32 protein-coding genes are annotated in these 25,996 nt (G+C 72.7%); 18 read left to right on the top strand and 14 right to left on the bottom strand.

Features of this window, described 5'->3' with window-relative positions:
* The first annotated feature begins 25 nt into the window (after nt 1–25).
* The 4 genes from IE295_RS14380 to IE295_RS14395 all read left to right on the top strand — a co-directional run bounded on the left by IE295_RS14380 (nt 26) and on the right by IE295_RS14395 (nt 3,184).
* The gene (locus tag IE295_RS14380) at nt 26–976 is read left to right on the top strand and encodes an alpha/beta fold hydrolase (RefSeq protein ID WP_224323279.1); all 951 of its coding nucleotides are present in this window, start codon (nt 26–28) and stop codon (nt 974–976) included.
* Between the two features lie 45 nt (nt 977–1,021).
* Entirely contained in the window at nt 1,022–1,858 is an 837-nt protein-coding gene (locus tag IE295_RS14385; RefSeq protein WP_190064019.1) for a hypothetical protein, read from the top strand.
* A 179-nt stretch (nt 1,859–2,037) separates the two neighbouring features.
* On the top strand, nt 2,038–2,253 hold the full coding sequence (locus IE295_RS14390) for a hypothetical protein (protein WP_190064020.1): 216 nt from the start codon (nt 2,038–2,040) through the stop codon (nt 2,251–2,253).
* A gap of 439 nt (nt 2,254–2,692) precedes the next feature.
* Nucleotides 2,693–3,184 carry an RICIN domain-containing protein gene (locus IE295_RS14395; RefSeq protein WP_190064021.1) on the top strand — a complete coding sequence of 164 codons (492 nt, stop codon included), beginning with the start codon at nt 2,693–2,695 and terminating at the stop codon, nt 3,182–3,184.
* 44 nt (nt 3,185–3,228) lie between these two features.
* Here the strand turns inward: IE295_RS14395 and IE295_RS14400 are convergent, their stop codons facing one another.
* From IE295_RS14400 to IE295_RS14420, 5 genes are all read right to left on the bottom strand, one after another.
* Nucleotides 3,229–3,495 (bottom strand): hypothetical protein, encoded by a 267-nt coding sequence (locus tag IE295_RS14400; protein WP_190064022.1) that lies wholly within the window; start codon nt 3,493–3,495, stop codon nt 3,229–3,231.
* Nucleotides 3,496–3,949: 454 nt separating this feature from the next.
* Nucleotides 3,950–5,380: an amino acid permease gene (locus IE295_RS14405; protein ID WP_190064023.1), complete on the bottom strand. Its 1,431-nt coding sequence runs from the start codon at nt 5,378–5,380 to the stop codon at nt 3,950–3,952.
* A 185-nt stretch (nt 5,381–5,565) separates the two neighbouring features.
* A complete protein-coding gene (locus IE295_RS14410) occupies nt 5,566–6,504 on the bottom strand; it encodes an anti-sigma factor RsbA family regulatory protein (RefSeq protein ID WP_229922964.1) in 939 nt (312 codons plus the stop codon).
* A gap of 128 nt (nt 6,505–6,632) precedes the next feature.
* Nucleotides 6,633–7,523, bottom strand: a complete 891-nt coding sequence (locus tag IE295_RS14415; RefSeq protein WP_190064024.1) for an RNA polymerase sigma factor SigF — start codon at nt 7,521–7,523, stop codon at nt 6,633–6,635.
* 272 nt (nt 7,524–7,795) lie between these two features.
* Complete coding sequence (locus IE295_RS14420) at nt 7,796–8,245, bottom strand: SRPBCC family protein (RefSeq protein WP_190064025.1); 450 nt, start codon at nt 8,243–8,245, stop codon at nt 7,796–7,798.
* 179 nt (nt 8,246–8,424) lie between these two features.
* Here IE295_RS14420 and IE295_RS14425 point away from each other — a divergent pair, with 179 nt between their 5' ends.
* The 4 genes from IE295_RS14425 to IE295_RS14440 all read left to right on the top strand — a co-directional run bounded on the left by IE295_RS14425 (nt 8,425) and on the right by IE295_RS14440 (nt 10,626).
* On the top strand, nt 8,425–8,589 hold the full coding sequence (locus IE295_RS14425; RefSeq protein WP_190064026.1) for a hypothetical protein: 165 nt from the start codon (nt 8,425–8,427) through the stop codon (nt 8,587–8,589).
* A gap of 37 nt (nt 8,590–8,626) precedes the next feature.
* Entirely contained in the window at nt 8,627–8,980 is a 354-nt protein-coding gene (locus tag IE295_RS14430) for a DUF4190 domain-containing protein (RefSeq protein ID WP_190064027.1), read from the top strand.
* 62 nt (nt 8,981–9,042) lie between these two features.
* Complete coding sequence (locus IE295_RS14435; RefSeq protein ID WP_190064028.1) at nt 9,043–9,474, top strand: GNAT family N-acetyltransferase; 432 nt, start codon at nt 9,043–9,045, stop codon at nt 9,472–9,474.
* Between the two features lie 204 nt (nt 9,475–9,678).
* Nucleotides 9,679–10,626: a glycosyltransferase gene (locus IE295_RS14440; RefSeq protein WP_190064029.1), complete on the top strand. Its 948-nt coding sequence runs from the start codon at nt 9,679–9,681 to the stop codon at nt 10,624–10,626.
* A gap of 27 nt (nt 10,627–10,653) precedes the next feature.
* On the opposite strand, the gene IE295_RS14445 is transcribed toward IE295_RS14440, so the two are convergent.
* Complete coding sequence (locus IE295_RS14445) at nt 10,654–10,953, bottom strand: hypothetical protein (RefSeq protein ID WP_190064030.1); 300 nt, start codon at nt 10,951–10,953, stop codon at nt 10,654–10,656.
* Between the two features lie 169 nt (nt 10,954–11,122).
* Here IE295_RS14445 and IE295_RS14450 point away from each other — a divergent pair, with 169 nt between their 5' ends.
* The gene (locus IE295_RS14450) at nt 11,123–11,713 is read left to right on the top strand and encodes a hypothetical protein (RefSeq protein WP_190064372.1); all 591 of its coding nucleotides are present in this window, start codon (nt 11,123–11,125) and stop codon (nt 11,711–11,713) included.
* Here IE295_RS14450 and IE295_RS14455 read toward each other — a convergent pair.
* Nucleotides 11,697–11,930 (bottom strand): metallothionein, encoded by a 234-nt coding sequence (locus IE295_RS14455; protein WP_190064371.1) that lies wholly within the window; start codon nt 11,928–11,930, stop codon nt 11,697–11,699. The two genes, IE295_RS14450 and IE295_RS14455, sit on opposite strands and share 17 nt — an antisense overlap.
* A gap of 143 nt (nt 11,931–12,073) precedes the next feature.
* Nucleotides 12,074–13,141: a PP2C family protein-serine/threonine phosphatase gene (locus IE295_RS14460; RefSeq protein WP_308013131.1), complete on the bottom strand. Its 1,068-nt coding sequence runs from the start codon at nt 13,139–13,141 to the stop codon at nt 12,074–12,076.
* A gap of 184 nt (nt 13,142–13,325) precedes the next feature.
* Between IE295_RS14460 and IE295_RS14465 the strand changes: the two genes are divergently transcribed.
* The gene (locus IE295_RS14465) at nt 13,326–13,757 is read left to right on the top strand and encodes a phosphatase domain-containing protein (RefSeq protein ID WP_190064032.1); all 432 of its coding nucleotides are present in this window, start codon (nt 13,326–13,328) and stop codon (nt 13,755–13,757) included.
* 171 nt (nt 13,758–13,928) lie between these two features.
* Here IE295_RS14465 and IE295_RS14470 read toward each other — a convergent pair whose 3' ends face one another.
* Complete coding sequence (locus tag IE295_RS14470) at nt 13,929–14,291, bottom strand: cupin domain-containing protein (protein WP_190064033.1); 363 nt, start codon at nt 14,289–14,291, stop codon at nt 13,929–13,931.
* A 182-nt stretch (nt 14,292–14,473) separates the two neighbouring features.
* Here IE295_RS14470 and IE295_RS14475 point away from each other — a divergent pair, with 182 nt between their 5' ends.
* Complete coding sequence (locus tag IE295_RS14475; protein WP_190064034.1) at nt 14,474–15,067, top strand: hypothetical protein; 594 nt, start codon at nt 14,474–14,476, stop codon at nt 15,065–15,067.
* Between the two features lie 166 nt (nt 15,068–15,233).
* A complete protein-coding gene (locus IE295_RS14480) occupies nt 15,234–16,004 on the top strand; it encodes a hypothetical protein (protein WP_190064035.1) in 771 nt (256 codons plus the stop codon).
* Nucleotides 16,005–16,082: 78 nt separating this feature from the next.
* Here IE295_RS14480 and IE295_RS14485 read toward each other — a convergent pair whose 3' ends face one another.
* A complete protein-coding gene (locus IE295_RS14485; protein WP_190064036.1) occupies nt 16,083–16,859 on the bottom strand; it encodes a hypothetical protein in 777 nt (258 codons plus the stop codon).
* A 216-nt stretch (nt 16,860–17,075) separates the two neighbouring features.
* On the opposite strand from IE295_RS14485, the gene IE295_RS14490 reads away from it, so the two are divergent.
* A complete protein-coding gene (locus tag IE295_RS14490; RefSeq protein WP_190064037.1) occupies nt 17,076–17,516 on the top strand; it encodes an enediyne antibiotic chromoprotein in 441 nt (146 codons plus the stop codon).
* A 138-nt stretch (nt 17,517–17,654) separates the two neighbouring features.
* On the opposite strand, the gene IE295_RS14495 is transcribed toward IE295_RS14490, so the two are convergent.
* On the bottom strand, nt 17,655–18,026 hold the full coding sequence (locus tag IE295_RS14495) for an arsenate reductase family protein (protein ID WP_190064038.1): 372 nt from the start codon (nt 18,024–18,026) through the stop codon (nt 17,655–17,657).
* Between the two features lie 133 nt (nt 18,027–18,159).
* Here IE295_RS14495 and IE295_RS14500 point away from each other — a divergent pair, with 133 nt between their 5' ends.
* Nucleotides 18,160–18,351 carry a DUF5133 domain-containing protein gene (locus IE295_RS14500; RefSeq protein ID WP_190064039.1) on the top strand — a complete coding sequence of 64 codons (192 nt, stop codon included), beginning with the start codon at nt 18,160–18,162 and terminating at the stop codon, nt 18,349–18,351.
* 67 nt (nt 18,352–18,418) lie between these two features.
* On the opposite strand, the gene IE295_RS14505 is transcribed toward IE295_RS14500, so the two are convergent.
* Together IE295_RS14505 and IE295_RS14510 are read right to left on the bottom strand one after the other, a co-directional pair.
* On the bottom strand, nt 18,419–19,141 hold the full coding sequence (locus IE295_RS14505; RefSeq protein WP_224323278.1) for a potassium channel family protein: 723 nt from the start codon (nt 19,139–19,141) through the stop codon (nt 18,419–18,421).
* Nucleotides 19,134–20,507 (bottom strand): TrkH family potassium uptake protein, encoded by a 1,374-nt coding sequence (locus tag IE295_RS14510; RefSeq protein ID WP_224323277.1) that lies wholly within the window; start codon nt 20,505–20,507, stop codon nt 19,134–19,136. The genes IE295_RS14505 and IE295_RS14510 overlap by 8 nt, the downstream gene beginning before the upstream one ends.
* Before the next feature lie 367 nt (nt 20,508–20,874).
* Between IE295_RS14510 and IE295_RS14515 the strand changes: the two genes are divergently transcribed.
* The 3 genes from IE295_RS14515 to IE295_RS14525 all read left to right on the top strand — a co-directional run bounded on the left by IE295_RS14515 (nt 20,875) and on the right by IE295_RS14525 (nt 24,409).
* Nucleotides 20,875–21,339, top strand: coding sequence for a hypothetical protein (locus tag IE295_RS14515; protein WP_190064040.1), 465 nt, complete (start codon nt 20,875–20,877; stop codon nt 21,337–21,339).
* Between the two features lie 239 nt (nt 21,340–21,578).
* On the top strand, nt 21,579–22,052 hold the full coding sequence (locus tag IE295_RS14520; RefSeq protein WP_190064041.1) for a hypothetical protein: 474 nt from the start codon (nt 21,579–21,581) through the stop codon (nt 22,050–22,052).
* Between the two features lie 173 nt (nt 22,053–22,225).
* Nucleotides 22,226–24,409, top strand: coding sequence for a tetratricopeptide repeat protein (locus IE295_RS14525; protein WP_190064042.1), 2,184 nt, complete (start codon nt 22,226–22,228; stop codon nt 24,407–24,409).
* Between the two features lie 21 nt (nt 24,410–24,430).
* Here the strand turns inward: IE295_RS14525 and IE295_RS14530 are convergent, their stop codons facing one another.
* The gene (locus IE295_RS14530; protein WP_190064043.1) at nt 24,431–24,823 is read right to left on the bottom strand and encodes a cupin domain-containing protein; all 393 of its coding nucleotides are present in this window, start codon (nt 24,821–24,823) and stop codon (nt 24,431–24,433) included.
* A 53-nt stretch (nt 24,824–24,876) separates the two neighbouring features.
* Between IE295_RS14530 and IE295_RS14535 the strand changes: the two genes are divergently transcribed.
* Nucleotides 24,877–25,860: a helix-turn-helix domain-containing protein gene (locus IE295_RS14535; RefSeq protein WP_190064044.1), complete on the top strand. Its 984-nt coding sequence runs from the start codon at nt 24,877–24,879 to the stop codon at nt 25,858–25,860.
* Nucleotides 25,861–25,996: the final 136 nt, after the last annotated feature.

Genomic DNA, 25,996 nt, shown 5'->3' on the forward strand with positions numbered 1-25,996 from the left:
GGACCGCGGAGAACAGGAGCGACGCATGGCTGCGATGTCGGAGACGGCAACGGTGGGACGCATGGTCGAGGTGGGCGGCATCGAGCTGTGGACGGAGGAGTTCGGGGACCCCTCCCACCCGCCGGTGCTGCTCATCAGCGGCTCGATGAGCCAGGGGCTGCTGTGGCCGGACGAGTTCGTCGGGCGGCTGGCGGCGGCCGGCCACCGGGTCGTCCGGTACGACCACCGGGACGTGGGCCGCTCGACCGCCCGCGACTTCGAGCAGCACCCCTACACCTGGGCCGACCTCAAGGAGGACGCGGTCGGCCTGATGGACGCCCTGGGAATCGGCCCGGCCCACCTGGTGGGCCATTCGGCCGGCGGGCTGATCGCCCAGTGGATCGCGGCCGATCACCCCGGCCGGGTCGAGAGCCTCACCGTGATCGGCTCCTCGCCCCTGGGCGCCCGCGAGGGAGAGGTGCTCATACGGGCCCTCATGGGTCAGCCGCAGCCGGAGGGCAGCCTGCCCGAGCCCGCCGTGGAGTTCGTGGAGTTCTTCCAGAAGGCGGCCGCCGGCCCGCAGCCCGCGACCCGGGCCGAGATCGTCGACTTCCAGATCGAGCTCGCCCGCGTCCTGCACGGCGGCGCGTGGCCGTCCGGTTTCGACGAGGACGCCCAGCGCCGTCTGGAGGAGCGGCTCTTCGACCGGATGCGCGCCCCCCGGACGGCCGCCAACCACCGGCTCGCCGGGATGGCCGACCTGGAGTTCGAGCCGCAGGGCGCGCTGGCGCGGGTGACCGCCCCCACCCTCGTCGTCGAGGGCACCGCCGAACCGGTCAAGCCGGGCCACGGCAGGCTCATCGCGCAGGCGATCGCCGGAGCCCGGCTGGTGATGGTCCCCGGCATGGGACACATGCTGACGCCGGACGCCGTGGAGCCGGTGGCGAACGCGCTCGTGGCGCACCTGGAGGCCTCGGCGGGAGGATGTGGCGCGTGACGGCAGGGCGGCGGCCCTCGGTCCGGACGGGCAAGGAGGCGGAACATGACGGCGGACGCCGGTGAGGGACACGGCTGGGGCAAGAGCGGCTTCGAGGACGTCTACGACCGGCCCGACCCGCGCGCCTATTTCACCCGGCTGCGGCCGCTGGACTACCGGATCCCCCATCACGCCCAGCCGGTCTACCGGGCCCTGGTCGAGGAGCGGGCCCGCCGGGCCCGCTCCCGGCCGCCCGCCGCGGTCGTGGACCTGTGCTGCTCCTACGGCGTCAACGCCGCGCTGCTCAACCACGACCTGACCCTGGCCGACCTCTACGCCCACTACACGAGCCCCGAGGCGGCCACGCTGACGACCGCGGAGCTCACCCGGCGGGACAAGGAGTTCTACGCCGCGCACCGCCGCGCGGACGCCGTACCGGTCATCGGCGTCGACGTCTCGTCGCGGGCCGTCGGCTACGCCCGTGACGTCGGCCTGCTGGACGACGCCTTCGCCGTGGACCTCGAGACCGACGACGCCTGCCCCGGGCTGGCGCGCGCCCTGGGGAACGCGTGGCTGATCACGGTCACCGGCGGCCTCAGCTACATCGGACCGCGCACCTTCGGCCGCGTCCTGGCCCACGCGCCCCGGGACGTGCGGGTGGCCGCCTTCGCCCTGCGGACCGTCGACTACGGGCCCATCGCCGCCGTGCTGCGCGACCACGGGCTGGTGACCGAGACCTCGGCCGAGCTCCATCCGCAGCGCCGCTTCACCGACGACGCCGAACAGCGGCGCACGGTGGACCGCCTCACGGCCCTCGGCATGGACGCGGCCGGATACGAGGCCGAGGGCTACTACTACGCCCGCTACCACTACTCACGGCCCGTGGAGGACGTCGCTCGTTGACCGCACCTCACTCCACCACGCGTCACAGCAGGCGCATGCGTATCCGGCGAGCGGGTACTCGGCGGGTCCCGCCGTCTCCTCGGCGGGCCGACGCACGAGCCGTACGAGCCGGAGGTGGGTGGCATGGCCCGGGACCAGCACAGGAAGGGCGAGGGCGGGACCGGAAAGGAGCGGCGGTCATGACGGACCGGCGCCGCGGTGGCATCCCCCGCGACATGCAGGACCAGCAGGCGAGCGTCCCCCGGCGGGACCGGGCCCCGAAGAGCGGAAAGGGAGCCGGCGACCGGCGCGAGGCCGAGGACGCCGGCACCAAGGACGCCGACGGGAAGGCGACCCGGCGCCGAGGCGAGGGGACCGGCGCGGCGAACCCGGCGACCGGCGAGCCGCCGGACTGACGCCGCGTCCGCGAACCCGGCGAGCCGCGCCCGCCGCACGGCTATCGAGCCAGGCCCCACGGTGCCGCGAACAGGCCGCCGCACCGCACGGCTCCCACGGCCCGGATGACCGGAAGCGGAGGCCCGGGACGCGCCCGTGAGGGACATACGGCCGTGGCGCGTTCCTTTTCCGTGCCGTCCGGCCTGCGGAATCGCCCGGCGTGCCGCCCGGGCCCGAAGAGGAGTTGGCGCCACCGCGCATCCGGCTGTTTCGCGCACTTGCCGCGGGCCTGCTCACGCGGGAATGCGGTGAGTTGAAAGCGGGACCTTTCACCGGGAGTGCTGACCCGAAACCCTCTGGTTCGCGCGGGGCGCGAGCACCTAGGTTTCCGGGCGGGGCAACAGGCCCCGGTGCATTGCGAAAATTCCCGCCGGCAACTCGACCGAAAGGAAATCGGGCATGCCCGGAATCAGAAAGATCGCGCTCGGCGTCGCGGCGACGGGTCTTCTCGCGGGACCCCTCGCACTCACGGCGACCGAGGCGGCGGCCGCCCCCTCGATGGCCCCCATCACCACCTCCATCCAGGTCTACAGCGACGACACCAACCTGGACGAGTACTACGGGACGGACGTGCTGACCCGGGATTCGCGCCACTCCTGGCAGGAATGGCAGCTCACCCAGCTGGACGACGGCTCCTACACGATCCGCGGCAAGCACTTCGGCAAGTGCATAGCCGCCACCGGTCGCGGCCAGAAGGTGACGCAGAGCCCCTGCAACAGCGGAAACCTGGCGCAGCGCTGGATTGTGGACACCACCGCTGACACCACGCTGATCGAGAGCAAGAAATTCAAGGGCGAAGTGATCCAGGCACACGGCCTGGACAGGGCGGTCACGCTCGAGGCCAAGGGATCGGGCCGGGCGGCCCAGCAGTGGGGCCTGTACCGGAAGTAGGCAGGATCGCGCTCGCCCGAATGAGCCCGGCGAATTCGCCGGGCTCATTCCACTGACCGTTCCGGAACGCGCGGTGGCCGTGCTGCGCGATCACGCCGGACGGTCGCCCGTGCCGTCGCCGAGGCCGTGGCGAGGCAGGCGGCCGCGTGCAGGGCCACCGGCTGGTCCGGGATCCGCTCGGTGACCTCGCGCAGCACGTCGTTGGCGTCGTCCAGCACCCGGCTGCCGCCCAGCGCCAGGACGCGTCCGACGGTGTCGGTGCACACGTCGTCCGCCAGCCGCTCCTGGTCGCGGCCGGCCGGGCGCTCCACCCGGACGACGAGCGGGTCGGCCAGGACCTGCCCGGCCGGGGAGCCGCTCGCGGCGCCCTCGGCGGCCGTGCGCAGGGCCGCGTAGATCCGGTAGACGCCCGGCTCCGCGATCTTCCAGCCGCCGAGGCGATGGTCACGGCGGTCAGGCTGCCGTCGGGAGCGCGGTTGACGCGTACCGCCCCGGCGGAATCCGTATCGACGTCCAGGCTCAGCCGGTTCGTCCCGTCGACGCTGACCTCCAGCGAGCGGCTGCGACCCGAGGCGGGGACCTGCAGGAGGCGGGCGTAGCCGGTCTGCAGCCGGGTGCTCAGGGCCGGCTCGTCCAGGACGACCCGCCCGTCCACGGACACCACGACATGCTGCCCGTCGAAGCCCAACGGCGCAACGCCCGAAGGCCGGTCCCCCCCGGGTGGGGGGACCGGCCTTCGGGAAGCGGCGGATCGAAGCCGTGAGGTCAGCGCCCGTCCGTGGCGGTGGCGGTGGCGGTGGCGACGGCGGCGCGCTGGCGCACGTAGCCGGTCACCGCGAGGGCCAGTGCCAGGCCGCCGGTGAAGTACAGCTGCAGGCGGGTGTCGGTGTCGACGGTCATGAGCACGAGCACTCCGGCCACGCCGGCCAGCGTCACCCAGGTCAGATACGGGAAGCCCCACATCCGCACCACGAGCTTCTCCGGCGCCTCGCGCTCCAGCCGGCGGCGCAGCAGCAGCTGGGAGGCGGCGATGAAGCCCCACACCACCAGGACGACCGCGCCGACCATGTTGAGCAGCCAGGCGAAGACGGTGGTGGGCCACCAGTAGGACAGCAGCACGGCGACGAAGCCGAACGCGCACGACGCGAGCACCGCGCGGCGGGGCACCCCGCCGGAGACCTTGCCCAGGGCCTTGGGGCCCTGGCCGCGGGAGACCAGCGAGTAGGCCATGCGCGAGGAGCCGTAGATGTTGGCGTTCATCGCGGACAGCAGGGCGATGAGCACGACCACGTTCATGATCTGGCCGCCGGCGGGGACGCCGAGGCGGTCGAGGACGGCGGCGTACGGGCCCAGTTCCGTGACGGTCTTGTCGTCCCACGGGATGAGCGTGACGATCACCAGCATCGAGCCGACGTAGACGATGCCGATCCGCCACATCGTCGTCTTCACGGCCTTGGCCACGCCGCGCACCGGGTCCTTCGACTCGGCGGCCGCGATGGTCACGGTCTCCAGGCCGCCGTAGGCGACGACCGAGGCCAGCAGGCCGGTGAGCAGGCCGTCCGCGCCGGTGGGCAGGAAGCCGCCGTCGTGGAGGAGGTGCGCGGTGCCGGGGGAGTCGCTGCCGGGCAGGAGGCCCAGGATCGCGAGGGCGCCGAGGACCAGGAAGAGGCCGATGGCGCCGATCTTCAGGGCGGCGAACCAGAACTCGAACTCGCCGAAGTTCGAGACCGCGCCCAGGTTGGTGCCGCAGAAGAGCGCCATGAAGACCAGCACCCACATCCAGGACGGGGTGCCGGGGAACCAGCCCTGCATGATGTGGGCCGCGCCGATCGCCTCGACCGCCACTCCCACGACCAGCAGGGTCCAGAACATCCAGCCGGCGGTGAAGCCGGCCCACGGGCCGATCGCGCGGTCGGCGTGGACGGAGAAGGAGCCGGAGGCGGGGTTGGCGGCGGACATCTCGCCGAGCATCCGCATCACGAACATCACGAGCAGGCCGGACACGGCGTACGCGAGCACGATCGACGGGCCCGCCGCGGCGATGCCGGCGCCGGAGCCCACGAAGAGGCCCGCGCCGATGACACCGCCGAGGGCGATCATCGACAGGTGCCGCTGCTTGAGCCCGTTCGACAGTGCGGAGCCCTGCTGCGGGGGGCTCTCCTCCGACGTGCGGGGAGAGGGGAGTGTCCGGGTCATGGTCGAAACCTGTCCATAATGCGAGACTGAAGAAGGCTCGAGTATGGACAAGCAAGAGAAATGCGCGCTCGAACGTCCGATATGCGGACGGTCCGCTCACGCAACGTGATCGCTCTGCGGCGAAGATCTCGCGTCCCTCTGCCCCCTCCGCGGTGCGGGCACCGGCCCCGGGCGGGACCGCCCCCTCAGCGCCGCACGTAACAGCGCGTAGTGGTGCCGCCCGGGAGTGTGTGGATGCGGACCAGGTCGCTGAGGTAGTGGACCAGCAGCAGACCGCGGCCGCCCGGCCGGTCCGGCGGCGGCGGGCAGCGGCCCGCCAGCGGGTCGCCGATGTGGCCGCGGTCCTCCACCTCCCACACCACGTGCTCGTCCTCGGCCCAGATCCGTACGGTCCCCGAGCCGCCGCCGTGCAGCACGCTGTTGGTCGTCAGCTCGGCGACGGCCAGGGCGAGGTCGTCCCGGCGCGAGGGCGACAGGCCCAGCGCCACGGCCCGTTCGAGGACGAGGTGCCGGGCGTCCGGGAGGAGGTCGCTGTCGAAGGCGAACACGAAGGCGGCGGCACCGGGCGGCGGCGTGAGCGGCTGGTTGTACGCGGCGATGACGCGGTCGGGGGCGTAGGAGCCGCTCGACGACTCCCTGCCGTCCGCGATGACCACCGGGTGGGTGGCGTACGCGTCCGCCAGCACCTCCGGGGCCAGCCCCGCCACGTCGTACGGGCACAGTATGGTGACCCGCCGCCCGGTGAAGGCGTGATTGATCAGCGCCTCGTGCTGGACGCACGCCGGGTACTCCACCGAGGAACGGCCGGCCCAGATCGGCTCACCGATGAGGCGGACGTGCACACCGGGATGGGCGTCGGCGAAGGCCAGCAGCACCCGGGGGATGATCCGCCCCGGATTGCGCCCGGCCTGTTCCATGTCGAGGAACCGCACCGCCGCGCCGTCCTTGCCCAGCTCTCCGCGCAACTGCTTCAGGTTGTCCAGCGGCACGGCCACCGCCACCGGCTCCCCGGCCTCCAGGCCGGCCCGGATGAACGACACATTGGCGGCGAGGTACTCGTACCGGTCCCGGTAGAACAACGCCGGATGTGTGAAGGCCTCGTCCACGGCCGTCACGTCCCCCACCCGTCACCCCCCGATCGCCGACAATCCGGACGACGATGCCTCCACGATACGGCGATGCACGATGAGGGGAAGTGGGGGCGGTGGGACTCGGCGTCACGGCGCCGACGCCTTCCGCTCGCCACGAGGCCTCACTGTTCGGCGAGCATGTGCGTCCGCAGCCGCGCCAGCGTCCGGCTCAGCAGGCGGGAGACGTGCATCTGGGAGATGCCGAGCCGCTCCCCGATCTGGGACTGCGTCATCTCCTCCCCGAAGCGCATCCGCAGGATCTGCCGCTCCCGGTCGTCCAGCTCGGGCAGCAGCCGCCCGAGGACCTGGATGTTCTCGACCTTCTCCAGGTTCTCGTCCGTCGTGCCGAACCGTTCGACCCAGGCCCGCGAGACCGCGCGGGACCGCTGCGGGGCCTCGTCGTCCGCCGGCATGTCGAGGGAGTTGGCACGGTAGCCGTTGCTGGCGATCTGGGCCTCGATGACCTGGTCCTCGGTCAGGTCCATCAGCTCGGCCAGTTCCCTGACGGTGGGGGAGCGGCCGAGCCGGCTGGAGAGCTCGTCGGTGGCCTTCGCCAGCTCGACCCTCAGCTCCTGCAGCCGCCGGGGCACGTGGACCGCCCAGCTGGTGTCGCGGAAGAAACGCTTGATCTCACCGGTGATGTAGGGGATGGCGAAGGTGGTGAACTCCACCTCCCGGGTGAGGTCGAAGCGATCGATCGCCTTGATGAGGCCGATGGTGCCGACCTGGACGATGTCCTCCATCTGCTCCGAACGCGCCCGGAAGCGGCCGGAGACGAAGCGGACCAGCGAGAGGTTCATCTCTATGAGGGTGTTGCGCACGTACTGGTAGTCGTGCGTGCCTTCCTCGAGAACCGCCAGGCGGTCGAGGAACACCTTGGTCAGGGACCGGGCGTCCCGAGGGTCGACGCCGGCCGCGTCCTTGACCTCCGGCAGCCCTGCCGCCTGCCCCTCGTACTCCTGCGAGGCGCTCTCCCCGGCCGTCGTCGACCGCGTCGCCTGTGTGGTGGTCACGCGCACCCTCCTTCGCTCGGCTGTCGGACGTGCGCCTGCCCTCCCCTCCCGTCCTCATTCTGCTGTGGGCGAAAAATTCTTGATGTCCCGTTCGTCATACCAACGCACACCGCCTCCGTGCGGTGCCGACGCGTCATGTCGTGGAGGGGGGACGGGACTTGCGCGGACATGCCGCCGCCCCCGGCCGGAAGGGGCCGGGGGCGGTGTGGCGTGCGCCCCGTCGCCCGGGGCGCGCCGTTCCCTGGGAGCGCGGTGTCCCGCGTGCGCGCCGCTCAGACCGCGCCGCGCCACTGGCCGGTCTCGAAGCCCCGCGACTCGATGAAGGTCTTGAAGCGCTCCAGGTCGCCCTTGGCCTGACGGCGGACGAATCCGAGCTTGTCGCCGAGCGTGTCGACGAACCCCTCGGGGTCGTGGTCGAACTGCAGCATCACCTTGGTGCGCGCCACGTCCAGGCGGTGGAAGGTGACGACGCCCGCCTGCTTGACCTCACCGGCCACGGTCGTCCAGGCCACGCGCTCGTCGGGGATCTGCTCGGTGATCACCGCGTCGAACTCCCGCCGGACGCCGTCCGTCTTCGTCACCCAGTGGGTGAGCGTCGGCGTCCGCTGTTCGACGCGTTCCACGCCCTCCATGAAGCGGGGGAACTCCTCGAACTGCGTCCACTGGTTGTACGCGGTGGTGACGGGGACGGCGACCTCGATGGATTCCTCGATCTTCGCCATGATGCCTCTCCTTTGACGTCGGTGACGGACGGTCGGTCACCTTCGCGGCTGCCCTCGATCCGTACGGTCAGACATCGGGCGGCGGCTGTTTCCGTCCCGCGCCGCCGGGCAGCCGACGCGGAGAAGAGATCGCGGAAGAGATCGTGGAAGAGCCGATTCGAAAGGAGGAAACGCACGGCATGGTGTTCCTCGTCGCAGCTCTCCTCGTCCTGGGCCTCCTGTCCGGCACCGTGGCCCACATCCCGCCGGCGGTGAGCCTCGTCGCGGCGGGACTCGTCTCCGCCTGGCTCCTGGTCTTCGCCCTGCGCGAGCGCGAGCGCCGCCCGCACCGGCGGAACCACTGACCGCACGCCACACGGCCCGACCCGAGAGGAAGGACCGATGAAATCCCCTGTCACCACCGCCACGTACGACGGCGAACGCACTACGTCCCGTACGACGCCACCGGCCCGTACGACGGGCGCCGAGCGGACCGGCCGCCACCGCGCGGACGCCCGGCGTGGCGACGCCGACCTCATGGCGATCGCGTCCTTCGTCGCCGGACTCGTGGGACTCCTCGTCTTCAACGTCGTCCTCGGCCCCTGCGCCCTCGTCCTCGGCGCCACCGCCCTCGCCCGTGGTACGGACCGCCGCTTCCGCGCCCTCCTGGGCTGCGCTCTGGGCTGCGCCGACCTGGTGCTGCTGGCCGTGCTCTCCCTCGTGCAGGGAACGCCGAGCTGGCACATGAGCGCCTGACGCGACCTGACGCGACCGGACGGGGCCTGACGGGACCGGGTGGACCCACTAGGGTGCCCGGCATGAAGATCATCGACCTTGCCCCCGGCGACGACCGGCTCATATCCGACCTGCTGCCCGTCCTGCGGCAGCTGCGCCCGCACCTGACGGAAGACCTCTTCCGGCAGGTCTACGAGGAGGGCCACGGCCAGGGCCTGCGCTTCACGGCCGCGTACGGCGACGACGGCGTGTGCGTGGGCGCGGCCGGCTGGCGCGTCCTCGTCAACACGAGTGCGCTGCGGGCGCTGTACGTGGACGACCTGGTGACCGCCTCCGACGCGCGGTCCACCGGCGTCGGCCGCCGGCTCCTCGCGCACCTCGAGGAGCACGCCCGCGAGGCCGGCTGCCATCTGTTCACCCTGGACTCCGGCACCCACCGCACCGACGCCCACCGCTTCTACCTGCGGGAGCGGATGGCCATCTCCGCCTTCCACTTCCAGAAGGACGTCGGCTGACACGGCCGCCCCGAAGGCCGTCCGGCGCGGGCCCCGCGCCCGCGCCGGCCGGGCGCCGGGACGCCCCCGGCGGCCCGTCCGGCCGAACGAGGCCGAGCGGCGCGGTGCGCGATCCCTCATGCTGGTCTCGGCGGCCACGCGCGCCGCACGCGTCGAGGGGGTGACCGCAAGGGGGGCCGACCGAGGGCCGAAGGACTGAGCACAGTGACGATCAAGACCTTCCTCGGGTCCGGCACGGACCGCCCCCAGGAGCTTGCCGCCGCCAAGCAGGCCTGCGTGACGCCCACCGGCGCGCCCCCGCGGGTCTCCGTCGTCATTCCGGCCCGCGACTGCGGCCCGACGATCGAGGGCGTGGTGCGGCCGGTCGTCGAGGACCTCATGGCGGCCGGGGCCGTCGACGAGGTCCTGGTCGTCAATCACGACTCCACGGACGACACCGCCGACCGGGCGGCCCGCGCGGGAGCCCGCGTCATCGACTTCTCGGCGGCCGGCCCGATCACCGAGATCCCGGGCTCCGGCAAGGGCTCGGTCATGTGGAAGGGCATCTGGGCCAGCGACGGCGACATCGTCGTCTTCACCGACGGCGACCACCTGAGGTTCGACTCCTCCAAGGTCTCCCGGCTCATCGGCCCCCTGCTGGACGACTCCTCGCTCCACCACGTGCGGGCCTTCTACGACCATTACGAGGGTGGGCGCACCACCGAGGCCATGGCCCGCCCGATGCTGTCCCTGCTGCACCCGGAGCTGGCCGGCATGCGCCAGCCCCTCAGCGGCGAGCACGCCACGCGGCGTTCGACGCTGGCCGAGCTGGTGTTCCCCGTCGGCTGGGGCACGGAATTCGGGATCCTCGACCAGATCAGCCGCCGCCACGGCGCCGCGTCCATCGGCCAGGTGGACCTCCAGTACAAGGAGCACGTCAAGGGGGACTGGGCGCACATCTCGATGCAGGCATTCGAACTGCTCTACGTCGCCATGCGGACGGAGTTCCGGGCGCAGGGCCGCCCGCTCCCGGAGCACTGGGGCAGCGTCGTGATGACGCCCGGCGACCGGCCGGGCGAGGTTCTCCGGCGCGCCGCCCGGACGGCGGAGCTGCCGCCGCTCATGACATTGCCGGGCTGGCCGGACCGGGAGCGGGAGCGTCTCGGTTCGTGACCCGTCCGTTCTGCGCGGGCGCGGGCGTCATGCGGCGCCGCGGCCGCCCCGGCCGGCCGCGGCGCGGAGCTCGTCCGCGGTCACCTCGACGGGGCCGGCCGTGGGGGTGGCGGGAAGGCGGCCGTCCTCGTCGACGAGGCCCCGGAGGCGTTCGATGCGCGGGCGTTCCGATTCGAACTGCTGAACGAAGGTGACCCAGTGGTGCAGGAGGCGGGGGAGCGCGTCGACGTCCGTGAACGACACCTCGCGCATGAAGGTGGCGCGGAGTTCGGGGTGGGGGAGCGCGTGACTGATGCCGTCGATGGTCCACTGCCTGCCGGTGCTCATCGGGTCCTCCACGCTTCGCGGCCGCCTGTCACGGTAGCGGATGGCGGGGGCCCAGGCGGCCCGGCCGGGATCCACGGCCCGGGCGCCGGGCGGGGAAGGGGCCGCTGGGGCAGACTGGGCCGGTGTGGGAACCGGACGCCGGCTGAGGTTCGACGGCTGGATCGCGGGGATGGGCACGGCGTCGGGCACGCGCGTGGTGCTCGGGCACTGGGCCCGGTCGCCCTTCGGCCCGTTCAGCGATGTGATGGCCGAGCGCGCCGACGGCAGCCGGCTGCTGCTCGCCCCGACGGCGGAGACGGCGGAGTTCATCGCCGCCACCTACACGTTCGACCGGGTCCGTGTCGCACCGGTGGGCGTGAACACGACCGGACCCGTCTGGACCGTCGCCGCCGGCCCCCTGGACCTGCGCTTCGTCGTCGGCCGGCGGGGCCCGACGGGCCTGCTGCTGCGGGCCGTGCCCCCGGCGGTCGGCTCCCACCCGGCCTGGATCACCGTGGTGAGCCCGCCGGCCCGCCTCCTGACGGGGAGCCGCACCCGGGGCACCGCACGGGCGGGCCGCCGGGAGTTCTACGGCGCCCACGACCTCCACCCGGTCGTCGCCGTGACGGCCGCCTGGGAGGGCGAGGACCTCGGCCCTCTCGCGCCGGTCCGCCCTCCGGTCCGCTTCGGCTTCGCCTCGGCGCCCACGTCCCCCGCGCTCGTGCGCGTCACCACCACCGTCGTCGCTGCGCGGGCGCGCCGGGTCAGGCGTGGTCGGTGAGCTGGGTGTACCCCTTCGCCCGTGCGCAGTGGGCGCAGCAGAAGAACATGCCGTTCGTCTCCAGGCCGTGGCCCAGGATGCGGCATCCGCAGTTGTCGCAGACCGGCGCGAGTTTGTGGGCCGCGCATTCGAAGCTGTCGAAGACGTGCACGGCCCCCGCGGCGCGTACTTCGAAGGCCAGTTCGTAGTCGTTGCCGCAGACCTCGCACACCGTCATGTCGCTCATTCCTTGCCGCTCTCTGGGGTCGGGGCGCTGTCGCCGTCCGGCGCTCGGTCGCCAGGATGCAACACACCGGGTTCCCGGATCGGTCGGCGCCACGACGACGCGGGTACGGGGGCGCGGGCATCGCCCGTCCGGCCTCATCCCGACGTGAGCGGTTCACGCCGTTCGATGGCCAGGATGGCCACGTCGTCGCTCACGGATCCCCCGGCATGGGCGAGGAGGTCGCGGTGGACGCGCTGGACGAGTCGCTGCGGGTCGGTCTCCTGCCAGGAGGCGACCCGTTCGACGAGCGGATAGAAGCGTCCGCCGGCATCACGGGTCTCGATGACGCCGTCCGTGTACAGCAGGAGCACATCGCCCACCCCGTACGGGAAGGACTCCGACGTGTAGTCGTCCTCCGTCAGGGCGCCGCTCATGCCGAGCGGCAGCGCGGGGTCGGCCACCGCCAGGGCGGTGACCGCGCCTCCGCTCAGCAGCAGCGGGGGAGGATGGCCGCAGTTGATCAGGTGGATCAGCGGCTGGTCGTCGGGGATGTCCAGAACGGCCGCGGTCACGAACCGCTCCCCGGACGCGTCCGGCTCCGTCATCTCCCAGTACGAGGCGTTCTGCAGGTGCGCCACCAGCCGGGGCAGCGGGGGGTTGCGGTGCGCCGCCGCGCGGAAGGCACCCAGCAGCAGGGCGGCGTCCCCGATCGCCGAGAGCCCCTTGCCGCGCACGTCGCCGATCATGACGCGGGTCCCGTGCCGGGTCCGCGCGACCGCGTAGAGGTCGCCGCCCATGCGGGTCTCGGCCTCGGCGGCGAGGTAGACCGACGCACACCCCAGGGGGCCGATGCGGGCGGGGATCGGCCGCAGGAACACGCGCTGGGTCACCTCGGCGACCAGGCGCGCCTGGCTGAGCTGCCGTTCGTGCCCCTCCTGGGCGTGCCGGAAGATGACCAGGAGGACGGAGATGAGGAGCAGGGCGGCGATCTGGGCCTGGTGGTTCGGCGTCGTCAGGCCGCCGTGGAAGACCCCGATGACGACCTGGGCGGTCACGGCGAGGGCCCCGATGACGGCGGTGAGCGCCGTGCCGCCGATGGCGGCGCTGATCGCGGGCGCGGCGACCAGGAGCGGCCCCAGATGGATGTCCGGGGGCGTCAGCAGATCGACGACGGTGACCAGGGCGATGAGCCCGATCGGCACCGCGACCAGCGAGCGGCTCAAGGGCCGCCGCCCGGAACCGAACCGTCTCCGCTGAAGGGCCATGGTTCCTGCTTACCTCTTCGGCGCGCTCCCTGCTCACCTGCCACAACCGTGGCCATCGTCGTCACCCGCTCCGAGCCGTTGCCGCCGGGGCGGCTCTCCCCGCCGGCGCCCGGTTTCGCGGCGCGGCGGCTACGGTGAACGGGTGGCGGGAACCTGGGCGATCGACGATGCGGGTGTACTGCGGCTGCCCTCCGGGCGCCTGATCCGGGGCCGGGGGCTGCGCCGCGGCCTTCCGCCCGGCCCGCTCCCCGGCTTCGCCGTCCATCTCCTCGGCAAGCGGCCCCCGGCAGTGCCCTGGGAGGCCCGCTGGCTGCGCTGGCCGGACTTCTGGCTGCCCGAGAGCCCCACCGAGGCCCAGGCCGTGCTCGGCGAGGCATGGGCGCGGGCCGGATCCGAGCGCGTCGAGATCGCCTGCGGCGGCGGCCGCGGCCGCACCGGCACCGCCCTTGCGTGCCTCGCCGTCCTGGACGGCGTCCCCGCCGATCGGGCCGTGGAGTTCGTACGCCGCCACTACGACCGGCGCGCCGTCGAGACCCCCTGGCAGAAGCGCTACGTCCGCCGCTTCGCCGGCTGACCGGCCGCCCTAGGGCGTGTCCGATGGGTCGGTGCGGGTCCTGCGGCGTCTGGTGCGGTGCATCGCAAGGCGGAGCATCTCCCGCGTACTGGGCGTACTCGGGTGATGCGACAACGCGGCGAGGTGCCGTGCCAGGCGTCGCAGGGCTCGTGCTGACCCATCGGACACGCCCTAGCGCTTGGCGTAGTCCGCGAAGCCCTGCCAGTCGACGAGGACACACGGCTCGTCCCCGACGACCCACGCGTCGTGGCCGGGCGGGCAGATCATGTAGTCGCCCGGCCCGAAGTCGTCCTCCTGGCCGTCGTCCATGACGACGTGCATCCGGCCCGAGACGAAGTAGCACGTGTGGGAGGCCTGGCAGCTGTCGGTCTTGGCGATCGGCTTGACGTGCTCGGACCACCGCCAGCCGGGTTCGAAGGTTCCCCTGCCGACGGCGCCGGTGTCGGCGTTCACCAGCTCGAGCTTGCCCTTGCCGCCCTCGAAGGGGCGGACTTCCTCGGGCGAATCGAGGCTCTTGCGTACGAGACCGGCCATCGGGTGCTCTCCTCGGTCGCTGATCGGCTGACTCGAACGTAGTGGCCGGACCGGCGGGCGGCGAGCCGTGCGCGGCGGGCGGGTGACGGCTCCCGCCCGCCGCGTCCTCCTGCCGCCCTACGTCCTCGGCGGGGACGCCGCCGGTGGACCGATCGGATCACCTTGAGGTGAAATGGCGCCCGATGACCGATCCCGAGAGGAAGGCGGTCCCGATGGGCCGGCCCACCGTTCCCGACCTGACCTGGTGGCAGGCGGACCCCGACAGCTGGGAACTGCTGTCCTTCGACGGCCGGTACGACAAGGAGGGCCTCCCCTACGACGCCGGCTGGGGGGACCGCGAGGAAGTGCTGGAGATGCTCGTCGCGAGCCCCGGCCCGTACTCCGCGGACTTCGCGCGCCATCTGCTGCGCCAGGAAATTCTGGGGCACCATCATGCCTGGGGTTACAGCGACCAGATCGGCATGGCGGCCCTGCTCGTCGCCGAGCAGCGGCGGATGGAGGACATCTGGTTGCTGTGGGAGGCGAAGTCCGTCAGCTTCGACACGTATTGCGGGCTGCCCGAGGTGTTCCTCGTCGCCAACGGCCTGGCGCGGACCCTGGAGTACGTACGCGCCGGTGACGGTCCCGGGCGGGAGGGGCTCCTCGAGTTCCTCGGCGAGATGTCACCGGTCTCGGACGAGGAGATCGCGGAGAAACTCACCCGAATACGTCACTACTACGGCGAGCTCAAGGCGTTGCGCGAAGAGGAGACGTCGGAAAGCGTCTCGGTCGGGTAGACGGCTGATTGCGCCGACATCACGATCGGGGGCGAGGTCATAATTATGTTGATCTGTCGGCCGGTATGGGACGTACATTGATCCGCACACGACGGTCCGCGTGAACGCTGGGGGAATCCGGCGCGGGGGAACGTTGTCTCTCATCATTTCGGAAGAAAGCTGTTCCATGCGTCGCATCACCGTCCGTCGTACCGCCGTCGCCGCGTCCGCGGTTTCGCTGGCCCTGCTCGTCAGCGCTTGCGGCTCCAAGGACTCCGAGGCGAAGGACGAGCCCAAGGCCAAGGCCTCGTCGGGCGCGCCCGCCGCCCCGGCCGCGAAGGCCCTGTCGAAGGCGGAGCTGGAGAAGCTCGTGGTGACCGAGGGCGACCTCCAGGGCTACAAGGCCGCCGACTCCAGCAAGGCGGACGCCGAGTCGACCAAGACCATGAGCGCCGACAAGGCCGAGTGCAAGCCGCTGGTCGACGTCATGGCGATGCGCGGCGCCGGCAAGCCCGGTGCGACCGTGACCCGCAAGGTCATGAAGATGCCCGCGAAGCCGGCCGAGAACGCTTCGCCCGAGGAGAAGATGAAGGCCGGCCTCGGCGCCCTGAGCGGGACGATCACGGCCGACACGCTGGGCTCGTACGAGGGTCAGGGCGCCGTGGACGCCGTGGCGGCGGTGAAGAAGGCGGGCGCGGCCTGCGCCGGCGGCTTCGTCATGACGGCCGAGGGTGAGAAGTCGAAGTTCACCAAGGTCGAGCCCCTCTCCCTCGCGGCGGGCGACGAGTCCGTGGCCTTCACCCTCTCCATGGAGGCGGAGGGCGGCGAGACCGCCACGACCCACCTGGTCGTGGCCCGCAAGGGCGGTACGGTCGCGTCCTTCTACTCCCTGAGCCTGGCCGGCAAGGCGGAGCAGCCGAAGGACGTCGTCGACACCCAGATCAAGAAGCTCGGCTGAGCCCGGCGGGCGAACGCGTACGGCAGGCCGGGCCCCGACGGGGCCCGGCCTGCCGCGCTGCGTTCCCGGGGCTCCGCCTCAGCCGCGGACGCGCACCCCGTACCGGGTGCGCAGGACGCGCACTTCCCAGTACGAGACGGCGGTGACCGACAGCGGTCCGCCCAGGAAGGCCGCGATCTGCACGGGCAGCGGCCCGTTGGGCAGCCCGTCGCCGAGCTGGACGAGGTTGAGCACCCACACGAGCACGGCGGTGAGCACGGCCGGCAGCGCGGCGTGCACGTCGGCGGTGTTGAAGGCGTAGCGGGCGGCGGCGCCCGAGGAGAAGAAGAGGAAGGCCGTCGCCCAGATCACGTACGGAACCCCGACGACCAGGGTGAACAGCCCGATCAGCATCTGTGCGACGAGGACGTCCTGCAGCAGTTTCAGCAGCCCGGCCAGGCCGAGGAAGCCGGCGACGGCGGCTCCGGGAACACCCAGGTACCAGCCGATGGCCTTGAGCGGGTAGCGCAGCCGGGAGCGCAGCAACGCCCGGTGCTGCGGCGGCGCGTACCAGATGAAGCCGGCGATGACGAGCGGCCCCACCAGTATCAGGATCAGCGGGGCGAGGAACAGCTTGGCGAGCCCGTCCGCGAACACGGAGCTCCAGCCGCCGTCCACGCCGTAGACCGATATCAGCAGGAACGTCGTCAGCAGGCCGGCGATGGCCCGTGCCTTTTGGACGCGGCCTATGACGGGATCGCTCACCCGGCCCGCGCTGGGGGCGGCGAAGATGGCGCGTGCCCGGGCGCGGGCGTGTCGCGCGGAACCCCACTTGGGGTCGCCCACGATTCCCACGGTCTGGTCTCTGAGCGCCATGAAGGCGTCCTCCCCTGATGAAGATCGATCTCGGGGGATTTTATCCGGGGCCGCCGCGCCCGCCCTCCGGCCCTTGCAGCAATATCGAAGATGCCCTTCCGCTCAGCGGCATGTGATCATTCCAGAGGAACCAAAGCGGACGGAATGGCGGAAGTGCCGCCAGCCGCCCGTGAGTTCCCGTTTCCGGCCACTCGGATGGGAAGGGACAACGAAGTGATGGTGAACTTCAGGACCGGAGCGCTGCCCGGACTCGGCGCGGCCGCCGCGCTGGCCCTCGGCCTCTCCGTCGCGGCCCAGGCCCCTGCGCTCGCCGTGCAGGCCGCACAGCTCACGGTCACCCCGTCGCAGAACCTCAACGACGGCCAGAGCGTCACCGTCTCGGTGACCGGCGCGCAGCCCGGTGCGGAGTACTTCGTCGGGCAGTGCGGCAAGGTCAACGGGGCCGACGCCTGCAACTGGGGCAGCGCCACCCCCTATCGCACCGACGACAAGGGCGCCGCCACGTTCCAACTCGTAGTGAACAAGGCGTTCCAGGGCAAGTCGCCCACCACTGGCGAGGTCGTGGGGCCCGTCGACTGTGCCGCGATCCAGTGCTACATCGATTCGGGCGGCCCGAACGAGCACATAGGCCAGGTGCAGTTGGGCTTCGCCGGGTAACGCCCCACCGCGCCGGGACACCGGTGGGTACCGGCCGCGCCCGCGTATCCACCGCCGGTCCCGGCGAGGCCGCACCGCACGCCACAACGCCCGGTGAGAGGAGAATCGGAGGCCGGGCTTCCTCGCCGGGGGCAGGCCCTAGCCGCGTTCCGACCGTGCCAGCGCCTCCCGTACGGCCTCCTCCGTGCGCCCCACCACGGCCGAGCCGTCGTCCGCCGTGATGATCGGCCGCTGGATCAGCTTCGGGTGCCGCGCCAGGGCCTCCACCCACCGGTCCCGGGAGCCCTCCTCGCGCGGCCAGTCCTTCACCCCGAGCTCCTTGGCCTCGGCCTCCCCGGTCCGGGTGATGTCCCAGGGCTCCAGCCCGAGCCGGCCGAGCACCGCGCGGATCTCCTCCGCACTCGGGACGTCGTCGAGGTAACGCCGGACGGTGTAGCCGGCGCCCTCCGCGTCGAGCAGCGAGAGGGCGCTGCGGCACTTCGAACAGGCGGGGTTGATCCAGATCTCCATGGCCCTACGGTAACGGCCGCCGGCGCATCCGCATCCGCCTCCCCTTCCGCTCACCTATGCGCATGACCGCATGCGTCCTGGGTAGCCGAGCCCACGCCTCGGCCACGGTGGCCGGGGCGGGAGGAGAAAACCCGTGGTGAAGGCTCACCCTGCGGTGCTGACGAAACTGATCGAGGAGTACGAGGAACTCCGCGCGCTGTACAGGGGCGAGGGCGGTGAAGGGGTGCGGCAGCGCATGGACGACGTCGCCTACACCCTGTGCGTCTCCACCGGCACCCGCGACGTCGACGCCGCGGTCGTCGTCGCCCGGCGGCAGCTGGCCTGACGGACCGGCCGCCACGCCGTCCACGGCCCCCGCCCCGCCGGGGCGGGCGTCCCGGAGGGACAGCGGTTCACCGGTCGAGCTCGGTGAACCGCTCCACGGCCGCCGTCCTGCCGGTGACGACGATGATGTCACCCCGCGCGACGACCGTCTCGGCGGTGGCGTGGGTGAAGTCCTGGCCGGGCCGCTTGATGCCGACGACCGTCACCCCGTACTTGCTGCGCACCCGGCTCTCGCCCAGCGGCATCCCGGTGACGACCCCGGGGGCGCCGGTCTTCACCAGCGCGTAGTCGTCGTCGAACTGGATGAAGTCCATCATCCGCCCGGTCACCAGGTGCGCCACCCGCTCGCCCATGTCGTGTTCCGGAAGCACCACATGGTGGGCGCCGAGCCGCTCCAGGATGCGGCCGTGCTGCCGGCTGACCGCCTTGGCCCAGACGTTGGGGACCTCGGCCTCCAGCAGGTTCGAGGTGACCATGATGCTCGCCTCGACGTCGGAGCCGATGGCGACCACCGTGCTGGTGAAGTCGTGCACGCCGAGCTGCTGGAGCGCGACCGGGTCCGTGCAGTCGGCCGCCACCGCGTGGGTGATCGAGTCGCTCAGCTTCTGGACCCGCACCGGGTCGTGGTCCACGCCGAGGACGTCCCAGCCGCGGCGCATGAGTTCACGGCACAGCGAATCGCCGAACCGCCCGAGCCCGATCACCACGACCTGCTGGCCGGCCGGAGGTTGCGGACGCCGTGTGGTGCGCTTCTCGCGGCGCGCTCTGAGGGGGTGGAGGTAGTCAGCCAATGACGGGTCGCTCCTTGGGTAGCTCGTAGCGGCGCAGGCGTTCGCGCAGTGCCAGCGCCGACACCAACGTGACCGGCCCGAGCCGGCCGACGAACATCAGCGCGATGAGGATGAGCTTCCCGGGCGTGGACAGGCCCGGGGTGATGCCGGTGGACAGGCCCACCGTGCCGAAGGCCGAGACGACTTCGAACAGCACCGCCGAGAGGGTCTCGCCCGAGACGGTGAGCAGCACGAGAGTCGCGACGACCACCAGGCCGATGCTCAGCAGGGCGACGGTGAGGGCCTGCCGCAGGACGGACGGCGCGAGGCGCCGCCGCATCACTTCGGCGGCGGGTTCGCCGCGCACCTCGGCGAACATGGCGGCGGCCAGGACGGCGAAGGTGGTGACCTTGATGCCGCCGGCGGTGCCCGCGCTCCCGCCGCCGATGAACATCAGCACGCAGGTCGCCAGGAGCGTCGACGGCCGCATGGCGCCGATGTCGAGGGTGTTGAACCCGGCCGTACGGCTCACCGCCGAGTGGAAGAACCCGTTGAGGACCTTCTCGTCCCAGTCGAAGGGGCGCAGCGTGCCGGGGTTGGTCCACTCCAGCAGGCACGTCAGCGCGGTTCCCGCCCCCAGCAGCACCACGGAGGTGAGCACCGTGAGCTTGGTGTGCAGCGACCAGTTGCGCTTGCCCTGGGTCCGCTTGCGGCGCCGGTGGCGCAGCAGCTCGAGCAGTACGGGGAAGCCGAGGCCGCCGATGATCACGGTGAACGCCACCGGCAGGGTCACCCACGGGTCCTCGGCGTACGGGACGAGGTTGTCGGGCCGCAGGCCGAAACCGGCGTTGTTGAACGCCGAGACGGCGTGGAAGAGGCCGAGGTAGACGGCGGCGCCCAGGCCCTTTCCGTAGGCGAGGAAGAACCGCAGCGCGAGCAGTGCGCTCACCGTGGCCTCGACGGTCAGCGTGATCAGGGCCACGCCGAGCAGGACGCGCCGTACGTCGCCGAGGTCCAGGCTCTTCGTCTCCGCCTGCGCCGTCAGCCGCATCCGCAGCCGCAGCTTTCCGGAGATCAGCAGCGCCAGCAGCGAGGCCATGGTCATGATGCCGAAGCCGCCGAGCTGGATCAGGGCGACGATCACGCCCTCGCCGAAGCCGCTCCAGTACGTTCCGGTGTCGACGACGACCAGCCCGGTCACGCAGGCGGCCGAGGTCGAGGTGAACAGGGCGGTGACGAAGCCGGCGGCGTGGGGGCCCTCCGTCGCGACCGGCAGCATCAGCAGGAGCGCGCCGCCCGTGATCACCAGGGCGAAGGCGCCCACGAGGGTGCGTGCGGGATGGATGGTCAGCAGCCACCGCAGGAGTTGAGCCGTGTGCCCCGCCACCCGCCGACCTCCCGCCACCGCCAGGGCCGGCCTCGGCCGGATGTCCGTCGAAGATCCATCGATAACGGACAAAACGGTACCTGTGGATCCGCTCGGGACCCGGCCACCCCGCCGTCGGCCGGTGCGACGGTTATGGCAAGGGGTGTCGCCCGCAATGTGGCTCTGCCGGCCCCGCCGGGGTCGTTCTGAGGCCACTCCTGCCCGAAAACGGGCGTCGGCCCGCCGATTCCCCGGCCAAAGAGTGCCACGAACACGTCACACCTTGGCGGAGTGTGTTCGTCCGGTCCGTGACGCTGCCAGAGTCCGGGGTGCCGCTCCCGCATCCGGGGGCGCCGGTGGATGAACAACTCGACGAAGGGACACTTTCGTGGGGAAGAAGACCGCCACGATTCTCGCGGCCGCCGCACTCGCGGCCATGACGCTCGCCGGGCAGGCGAGCGCGACGCCCTCCGGCCACGCCGTAACGGCGGCCAAGGACACGACAGCAACGCAGAAGATCAAGCAGACGCGGACGTTACACGCTCCGTTCACCCTGGAGAGAGGCCGGTCGGTGAGCTCCAACACCGCCCGGCTGGTCATGCAGACCGACGGCAACCTCGTCATCTACGACGAGTTCAACAGGGCCCGCTGGGCCACCGGAACCGTAGGCCAGGGGTGGCGGGCCGTCTTCCAGACGGACGGCAACTTCGTGGTCTACACCCGCTCGAACCGCGCCGTGTGGGCCTCCAACACCGACGGTCACCCCGGCTCCCGGCTGGTCGTGCAGGACGACGGAAACGTCGTCATCTACGACGGCAGCCGCGCGATCTGGGCCTCCGGCACCAACCACTGACCCACCCGCCCTCACCGGTCACCCGGTGAACCGGGCCCCGGCGCCCGCGAGCCACGCGCCGGGGCGATGGAACGAGGCCGGCCCGTCATCGCGACGGGCCGGCCTTACCGACCCGACGGCCGGGATACGTGCCGTGCTGACCCGGCCGCTTTCCAGGGCGCACTCCGGCGCGGCGCCGCTACGCTGATGGCGCGCATGCCGCGCCCGGCCCGGGCGCGGGCCGACGCCGAGGGGGCACGGTGGACCAGGCATTGATCGATCTGGCCTCGGCAGCGGGCACGGCGGTCGCTTCGGCGGCCGGGACCGACGCCTGGAACGGGCTCCGCGAGCGGGTGGCCCGTCTCTTCGGCCGGGCGGCGGGGACGGAGACCGGGGCGGTCGTGGAACGGCTCGACCGGACGGCGGCCGCGCTCGACGGCGCCGGGCCCCCGGAGACCGAGCGGGTGCGCATCCGGCTCGCCGCGTCCTGGCAGGCCCGGTTCGAGGACCTGCTGGAAGACCTGGACGAGGCCGGGCGCGCGGAGATCGCCGGGCAACTGCGCGACCTCGTCGCCGAGGCCCGGCGCGCGGCGCCCGGCCCGTCGGCCGGCGACGGCGGACTGGCCGTCGGCGGGAACGTGGACATCCGCGCCGACCACGGCTCGGCCGCCGCCGGCGTGATGGGGGACGTGACGCTGGGAAACCCTCCGCCGCCGGGCCCGGCCCAGGGCTGACCGCACCCGGCACCACGGCGTTCCCGCCCACAGCCCCCACCGTCTCCGCAGCCCCCGGCGCCGCCGCCGCGACGGTCAGGGCCGACCACCACAGCATCGCGGCCCACACCATCGGCCGCCTCGAGTACCACGCCCCGCCACCGCCCGACATCTCCTGGCCCCGCGCCGTCGGGGTGATTCCCCCTCAGGCGGACTGCTTCCAGCACCGCGGCCTCGCCGACACCCTGGACGGGCCACGGCAGACCGGCCACGCGCCGGACGGGCCCGCAGCCGAGAACTCCCCGGCCCTGCCGCCGCGGACGCTGTCCGGAACGGGAGGAGTCGGCAAGACCCAGCTCGCCGCCCGCCACGCCCGCGCGATGTGGGAGGCCGGGGCCGTGGACCTGCTGGTGTGGGTCACCGCGACCAGCAGGGACGCGATCCTGGGCGCCTACGCCGAGGCCGCCGCCACCGTGACCGGCGCCGGCGGCGCCCAGGGCGCCGGCCTCGAGGACCCCGAACGCGCCGCCGCGCGCTTCCTGACGTGGGCGCAGTCGACCGGCCGACGGTGGCTGATCGTGCTGGACGACGTCGCCGACCCCGCGGACCTGGGCGGCGCGGGCGGCCGACAGAGCCTGTGGCCGCCGCTGCGCCCGTACGGCCGCACCGTGGTCACCACCCGCCGCCGGGACGCCGCCCTGCCCGGACGCCGCATCGACGTCGGTCTCTTCACCCCCGCCGAGGCCGCCGCCTACCTGACCGCGAAACTCGCCGCCCGGGGACGGGAGGACGACCCGCACCAGATCGACGCGCTCGCCCGGGACCTCGGCCACCTGCCGCTGGCGCTCGCCCAGGCCGCCACGTACCTCGTCGACCTCCACCTCGACTGCGCCGCCTACCGCGCCCTGCTGGCCGACCGTGCACGGACCCTGCCCGACCTGGTCCCCGAGGACAGCGGCCTGCCCGACGCCCACCGTGCCACCGTGGCCGCCACCTGGTCCCTGTCCGTCGAACACGCCGACCGGCTCCGCCCGCGCGGGCTGGCCCGGCCCCTGCTCGAACTGCTCGCCATGCTCGACCCCAACGGCATTCCCGGCGCCGTCCTGACCGCACCCCCGGCCCTGGCCCACCTCGGCCGCGACGGACGCCGCGTCACCCCCGAGGACGCGGTGGCCGCGCTGCGCTGCCTGCACCGGCTCAGCCTGGCCGACCACACCCCCGGAACGCCCCACCAGGAGGCACGCGTCCACGCGCTCGTCCAACGGGCCACCCGTGAGGCCGTGCCGGATGACGCCGTACGGGACGCGCTGGCCCGCACCTGCGCCGACGCGCTCGACGCGGTCTGGCCCGGGATCGAACGCGACACGGCCCTCGCCCAGGCCCTCCGGGCCAACACCGCCGCGCTGACCGCCCACGCCCCCGCCGCCCTGTGGCGGACCGGAGCGCACGCCGTCCTCTTCCGGGCCGGCGACAGCCTCGGCCAAGCCGGTCTCGTCGCGGACGCCGTGACCCACTTCCAGGACCTGGGCTCCACCGCCCTCCGCCTCCTCGGCCCCGACGACCCCGGCACCCTGCGCGCCCGCCGCCGGCTGGCCTGGTGGCAGGGCACGACCGGAGACGCGGCCGGCGCGGTGCGGGCGTACGAGGAACTGCTCGGCGACACACTGCGGGTGCTGGGCGCCGACCACACCGACACCCTGGACACCCGCCACGCCCTCGCGTGGTGGCGGGGGATGGCCGGAGACCCGGCGGGCGCGGCCGCGGGCTTCGAGGCACTGCTGTCCGACTACGCGCGCCTGGTGGGCCCCGACCACCTCGACACCCTGGTCACCCGTGGCAACCTGACCCACTGGCGGGGCGAGGCCGGCGACGCGGCGGGAGCGGCCACCGGCTTCGAGCGGCTCCTGGCCGACCACCTGAGGGTGCTCGGGCCCGACCACCCCGACACCCTGAACGTCCGCCACGGGCTGGCCTGGTGGCGGGGCACGGCCGGGGACGCGGCAGGCGCCGCCACCGCCTTCGAGCACCTGCTGGCCGACTATGTACGGATCCTGGGCCCCGACCACCCCACCGTGCTCACCGGCCGCTCCGACCTCGCCCACTGGCGGGGCGAGGCCGGCGACGCGGCGGGTTCCGCCGCCGCGTACCGCGCACTGCTCACCGACGACCTCCGGCTGCTGGGCCCCGACCACCCCAACACCCTCTACGCCCGCCGTGGCCTGGCCCGCTGCCAGGGCCTCGCGGGGGACCCGGCGGGCGCGGCCGCCGCCCTCGAGGAACTCCTGGCCGACTACCTGCGGTTGCTGGGGCCCGACCACATCGAGACCCTCGGCGTCCGCGCCGACCTGCGGCGGTGGCGGGGTGAGGCGGCGCCGTGAACTCCTCGCCCCGCTCCGCCGTCACCGCAGCGCGTGCCCGGTCGTCACGTCCACATGGCCGGGGACCTCGTCGTGGCGGTCGCCGACGGTCGACGTTCCGGCCGGCTCGAACAGCAGGATCGAGGCGCCGGACGGCGCGGACGGCTTGTGCTCGGTGCCCCGGGGAACGGTGAAGGCGCTGCCCCGGGGGAGCACGACCGTGCGCTCCCCTTCCGCCTCGCGCAGGGCGATGCGGAGTTCACCGTCGAGCACCAGGAAGAACTCGTCGGTGTCGTCGTGGACGTGCCAGAGATGTTCGCCCCGGACCTTGGCGACGCGGACGTCGTAGTCGTTGACCCGGGTGAGGATGCGGGGACTCCACAGGGCGTCGAAGGAGGCCAGGGCATCGGCCAGGGCGATGGGTTCGTTGTTCATGCCGCTCATCGTCGTGCGTGTGACGCGCCTGCCGTGAGTGCTAGGAATCGCACATGACGCAAAGATCCTCGCACGCACCCCACGCCACGGACCCGCATCGGGTCGTGGTGATCGTGGACGAGAACTCGAACCCCTTCGAGCTCGGCTGCGCGACCGAGATATTCGGCCTGCGCAGGCCCGAGATCGGGCGCGACCTCTACGATTTCCGGCTCTGCTCGCCCGACACGGGCACCCTGATGCGGGACGGGTTCTTCACCCTCACCGGAGTCGCCGGCCTGGAAGCCGCCGACACGGCCGACACACTGATCGTCCCCAACCGGCCCGACGTCGACGTCCCCCGCCGCGCGGCGGTGCTCGAGGCGGTACGGCGGGCGCACGCGCGCGGTGCACGCCTGATCGGCTTCTGCAGCGGCGCCTTCACCCTGGCCGAGGCCGGGGTGCTCGACGGACGGCGGGCCACGGCGCACTGGCAGTGGGCGGACGCGTTCCGGGTCCGCTTCCCCTCGGTCCGGCTCGAGCCCGACGTGCTGTTCGTCGACGACGGCGACATCCTCACCGCCGCCGGCAGCGCGGCTGCGCTCGACCTGGGGCTGCACGTGGTCCGCCGCGACCACGGCGCCGAGATCGCCAACTCGGTGAGCCGGAGGCTGGTCTTCGCGGCGCACCGGGACGGCGGACAGCGGCAGTTCGTCGAACGCCCCGTGCCCGACCTCCCCGACGAGTCCCTGGCCCCCGTCCTGGCCTGGGCGCAGGAGCGGCTGGACACCCCCCTGACGGTGTCCGACCTCGCGGCCCGCGCGGCGGTCAGCCCCGCGACCCTGCACCGCCGGTTCCGGGCCCAGTTGGGTACGACGCCCTGGGCATGGCTCACGGGCGAACGGCTCACCCTCGCCCGCCGGTTGATCGAGCGGGGCGAGCCACGTCTCGAGGTGGTCGCACGGCGCAGCGGCCTGGGCACGGCCACCACCTTGCGCGCGCTGATGCGGCGCGAGACGGGCCTCACCCCGTCGGCGTACCGGCGCCGGTTCGGGTGGTAGCGCCCGTACGACGCTCCGGCGCGATCCTCCAGGACGCGGACGGCCCACCTTCGGGTGCCCGCCATCCGGAGCAAGCGGGGCCGGCGGGCCGTCCGTGCCGAGGCGACCCGAGATGCGGGCCTTGTCGATCGACGTT

The sequence above is a fragment of the Streptomyces griseocarneus genome, assembly GCF_014655595.1.
GTDB lineage: Bacteria > Actinomycetota > Actinomycetes > Streptomycetales > Streptomycetaceae > Streptomyces > Streptomyces griseocarneus.

Bases quoted from the DNA above. Each gene is read 5' to 3' on its own strand.
- IE295_RS14495 (WP_190064038.1), bottom strand. From the start codon at position 18,026: ATGGAGATCTGGATCAACCCCGCCTGTTCGAAGTGCCGCAGCGCCCTC.
- IE295_RS14450 (WP_190064372.1), top strand. From the start codon at position 11,123: ATGGGCACGGCGTCGGGCACGCGCGTGGTGCTCGGGCACTGGGCCCGG.
- IE295_RS14425 (WP_190064026.1), top strand. From the start codon at position 8,425: ATGGTGTTCCTCGTCGCAGCTCTCCTCGTCCTGGGCCTCCTGTCCGGC.
- IE295_RS14485 (WP_190064036.1), bottom strand. From the start codon at position 16,859: ATGGCGCTCAGAGACCAGACCGTGGGAATCGTGGGCGACCCCAAGTGG.
- IE295_RS14395 (WP_190064021.1), top strand. From the start codon at position 2,693: ATGCCCGGAATCAGAAAGATCGCGCTCGGCGTCGCGGCGACGGGTCTT.
- IE295_RS14380 (WP_224323279.1), top strand. From the start codon at position 26: ATGGCTGCGATGTCGGAGACGGCAACGGTGGGACGCATGGTCGAGGTG.
- IE295_RS14535 (WP_190064044.1), top strand. From the start codon at position 24,877: ATGACGCAAAGATCCTCGCACGCACCCCACGCCACGGACCCGCATCGG.
- IE295_RS14455 (WP_190064371.1), bottom strand. From the start codon at position 11,930: ATGACGGTGTGCGAGGTCTGCGGCAACGACTACGAACTGGCCTTCGAA.
- IE295_RS14435 (WP_190064028.1), top strand. From the start codon at position 9,043: ATGAAGATCATCGACCTTGCCCCCGGCGACGACCGGCTCATATCCGAC.
- IE295_RS14405 (WP_190064023.1), bottom strand. From the start codon at position 5,380: ATGACCCGGACACTCCCCTCTCCCCGCACGTCGGAGGAGAGCCCCCCG.
- IE295_RS14385 (WP_190064019.1), top strand. From the start codon at position 1,022: ATGACGGCGGACGCCGGTGAGGGACACGGCTGGGGCAAGAGCGGCTTC.
- IE295_RS14490 (WP_190064037.1), top strand. From the start codon at position 17,076: ATGGTGAACTTCAGGACCGGAGCGCTGCCCGGACTCGGCGCGGCCGCC.
- IE295_RS14390 (WP_190064020.1), top strand. From the start codon at position 2,038: ATGACGGACCGGCGCCGCGGTGGCATCCCCCGCGACATGCAGGACCAG.
- IE295_RS14445 (WP_190064030.1), bottom strand. From the start codon at position 10,953: ATGAGCACCGGCAGGCAGTGGACCATCGACGGCATCAGTCACGCGCTC.
- IE295_RS14530 (WP_190064043.1), bottom strand. From the start codon at position 24,823: ATGAACAACGAACCCATCGCCCTGGCCGATGCCCTGGCCTCCTTCGAC.
- IE295_RS14475 (WP_190064034.1), top strand. From the start codon at position 14,474: ATGACCGATCCCGAGAGGAAGGCGGTCCCGATGGGCCGGCCCACCGTT.
- IE295_RS14420 (WP_190064025.1), bottom strand. From the start codon at position 8,245: ATGGCGAAGATCGAGGAATCCATCGAGGTCGCCGTCCCCGTCACCACC.
- IE295_RS14480 (WP_190064035.1), top strand. From the start codon at position 15,234: ATGCGTCGCATCACCGTCCGTCGTACCGCCGTCGCCGCGTCCGCGGTT.
- IE295_RS14430 (WP_190064027.1), top strand. From the start codon at position 8,627: ATGAAATCCCCTGTCACCACCGCCACGTACGACGGCGAACGCACTACG.
- IE295_RS14470 (WP_190064033.1), bottom strand. From the start codon at position 14,291: ATGGCCGGTCTCGTACGCAAGAGCCTCGATTCGCCCGAGGAAGTCCGC.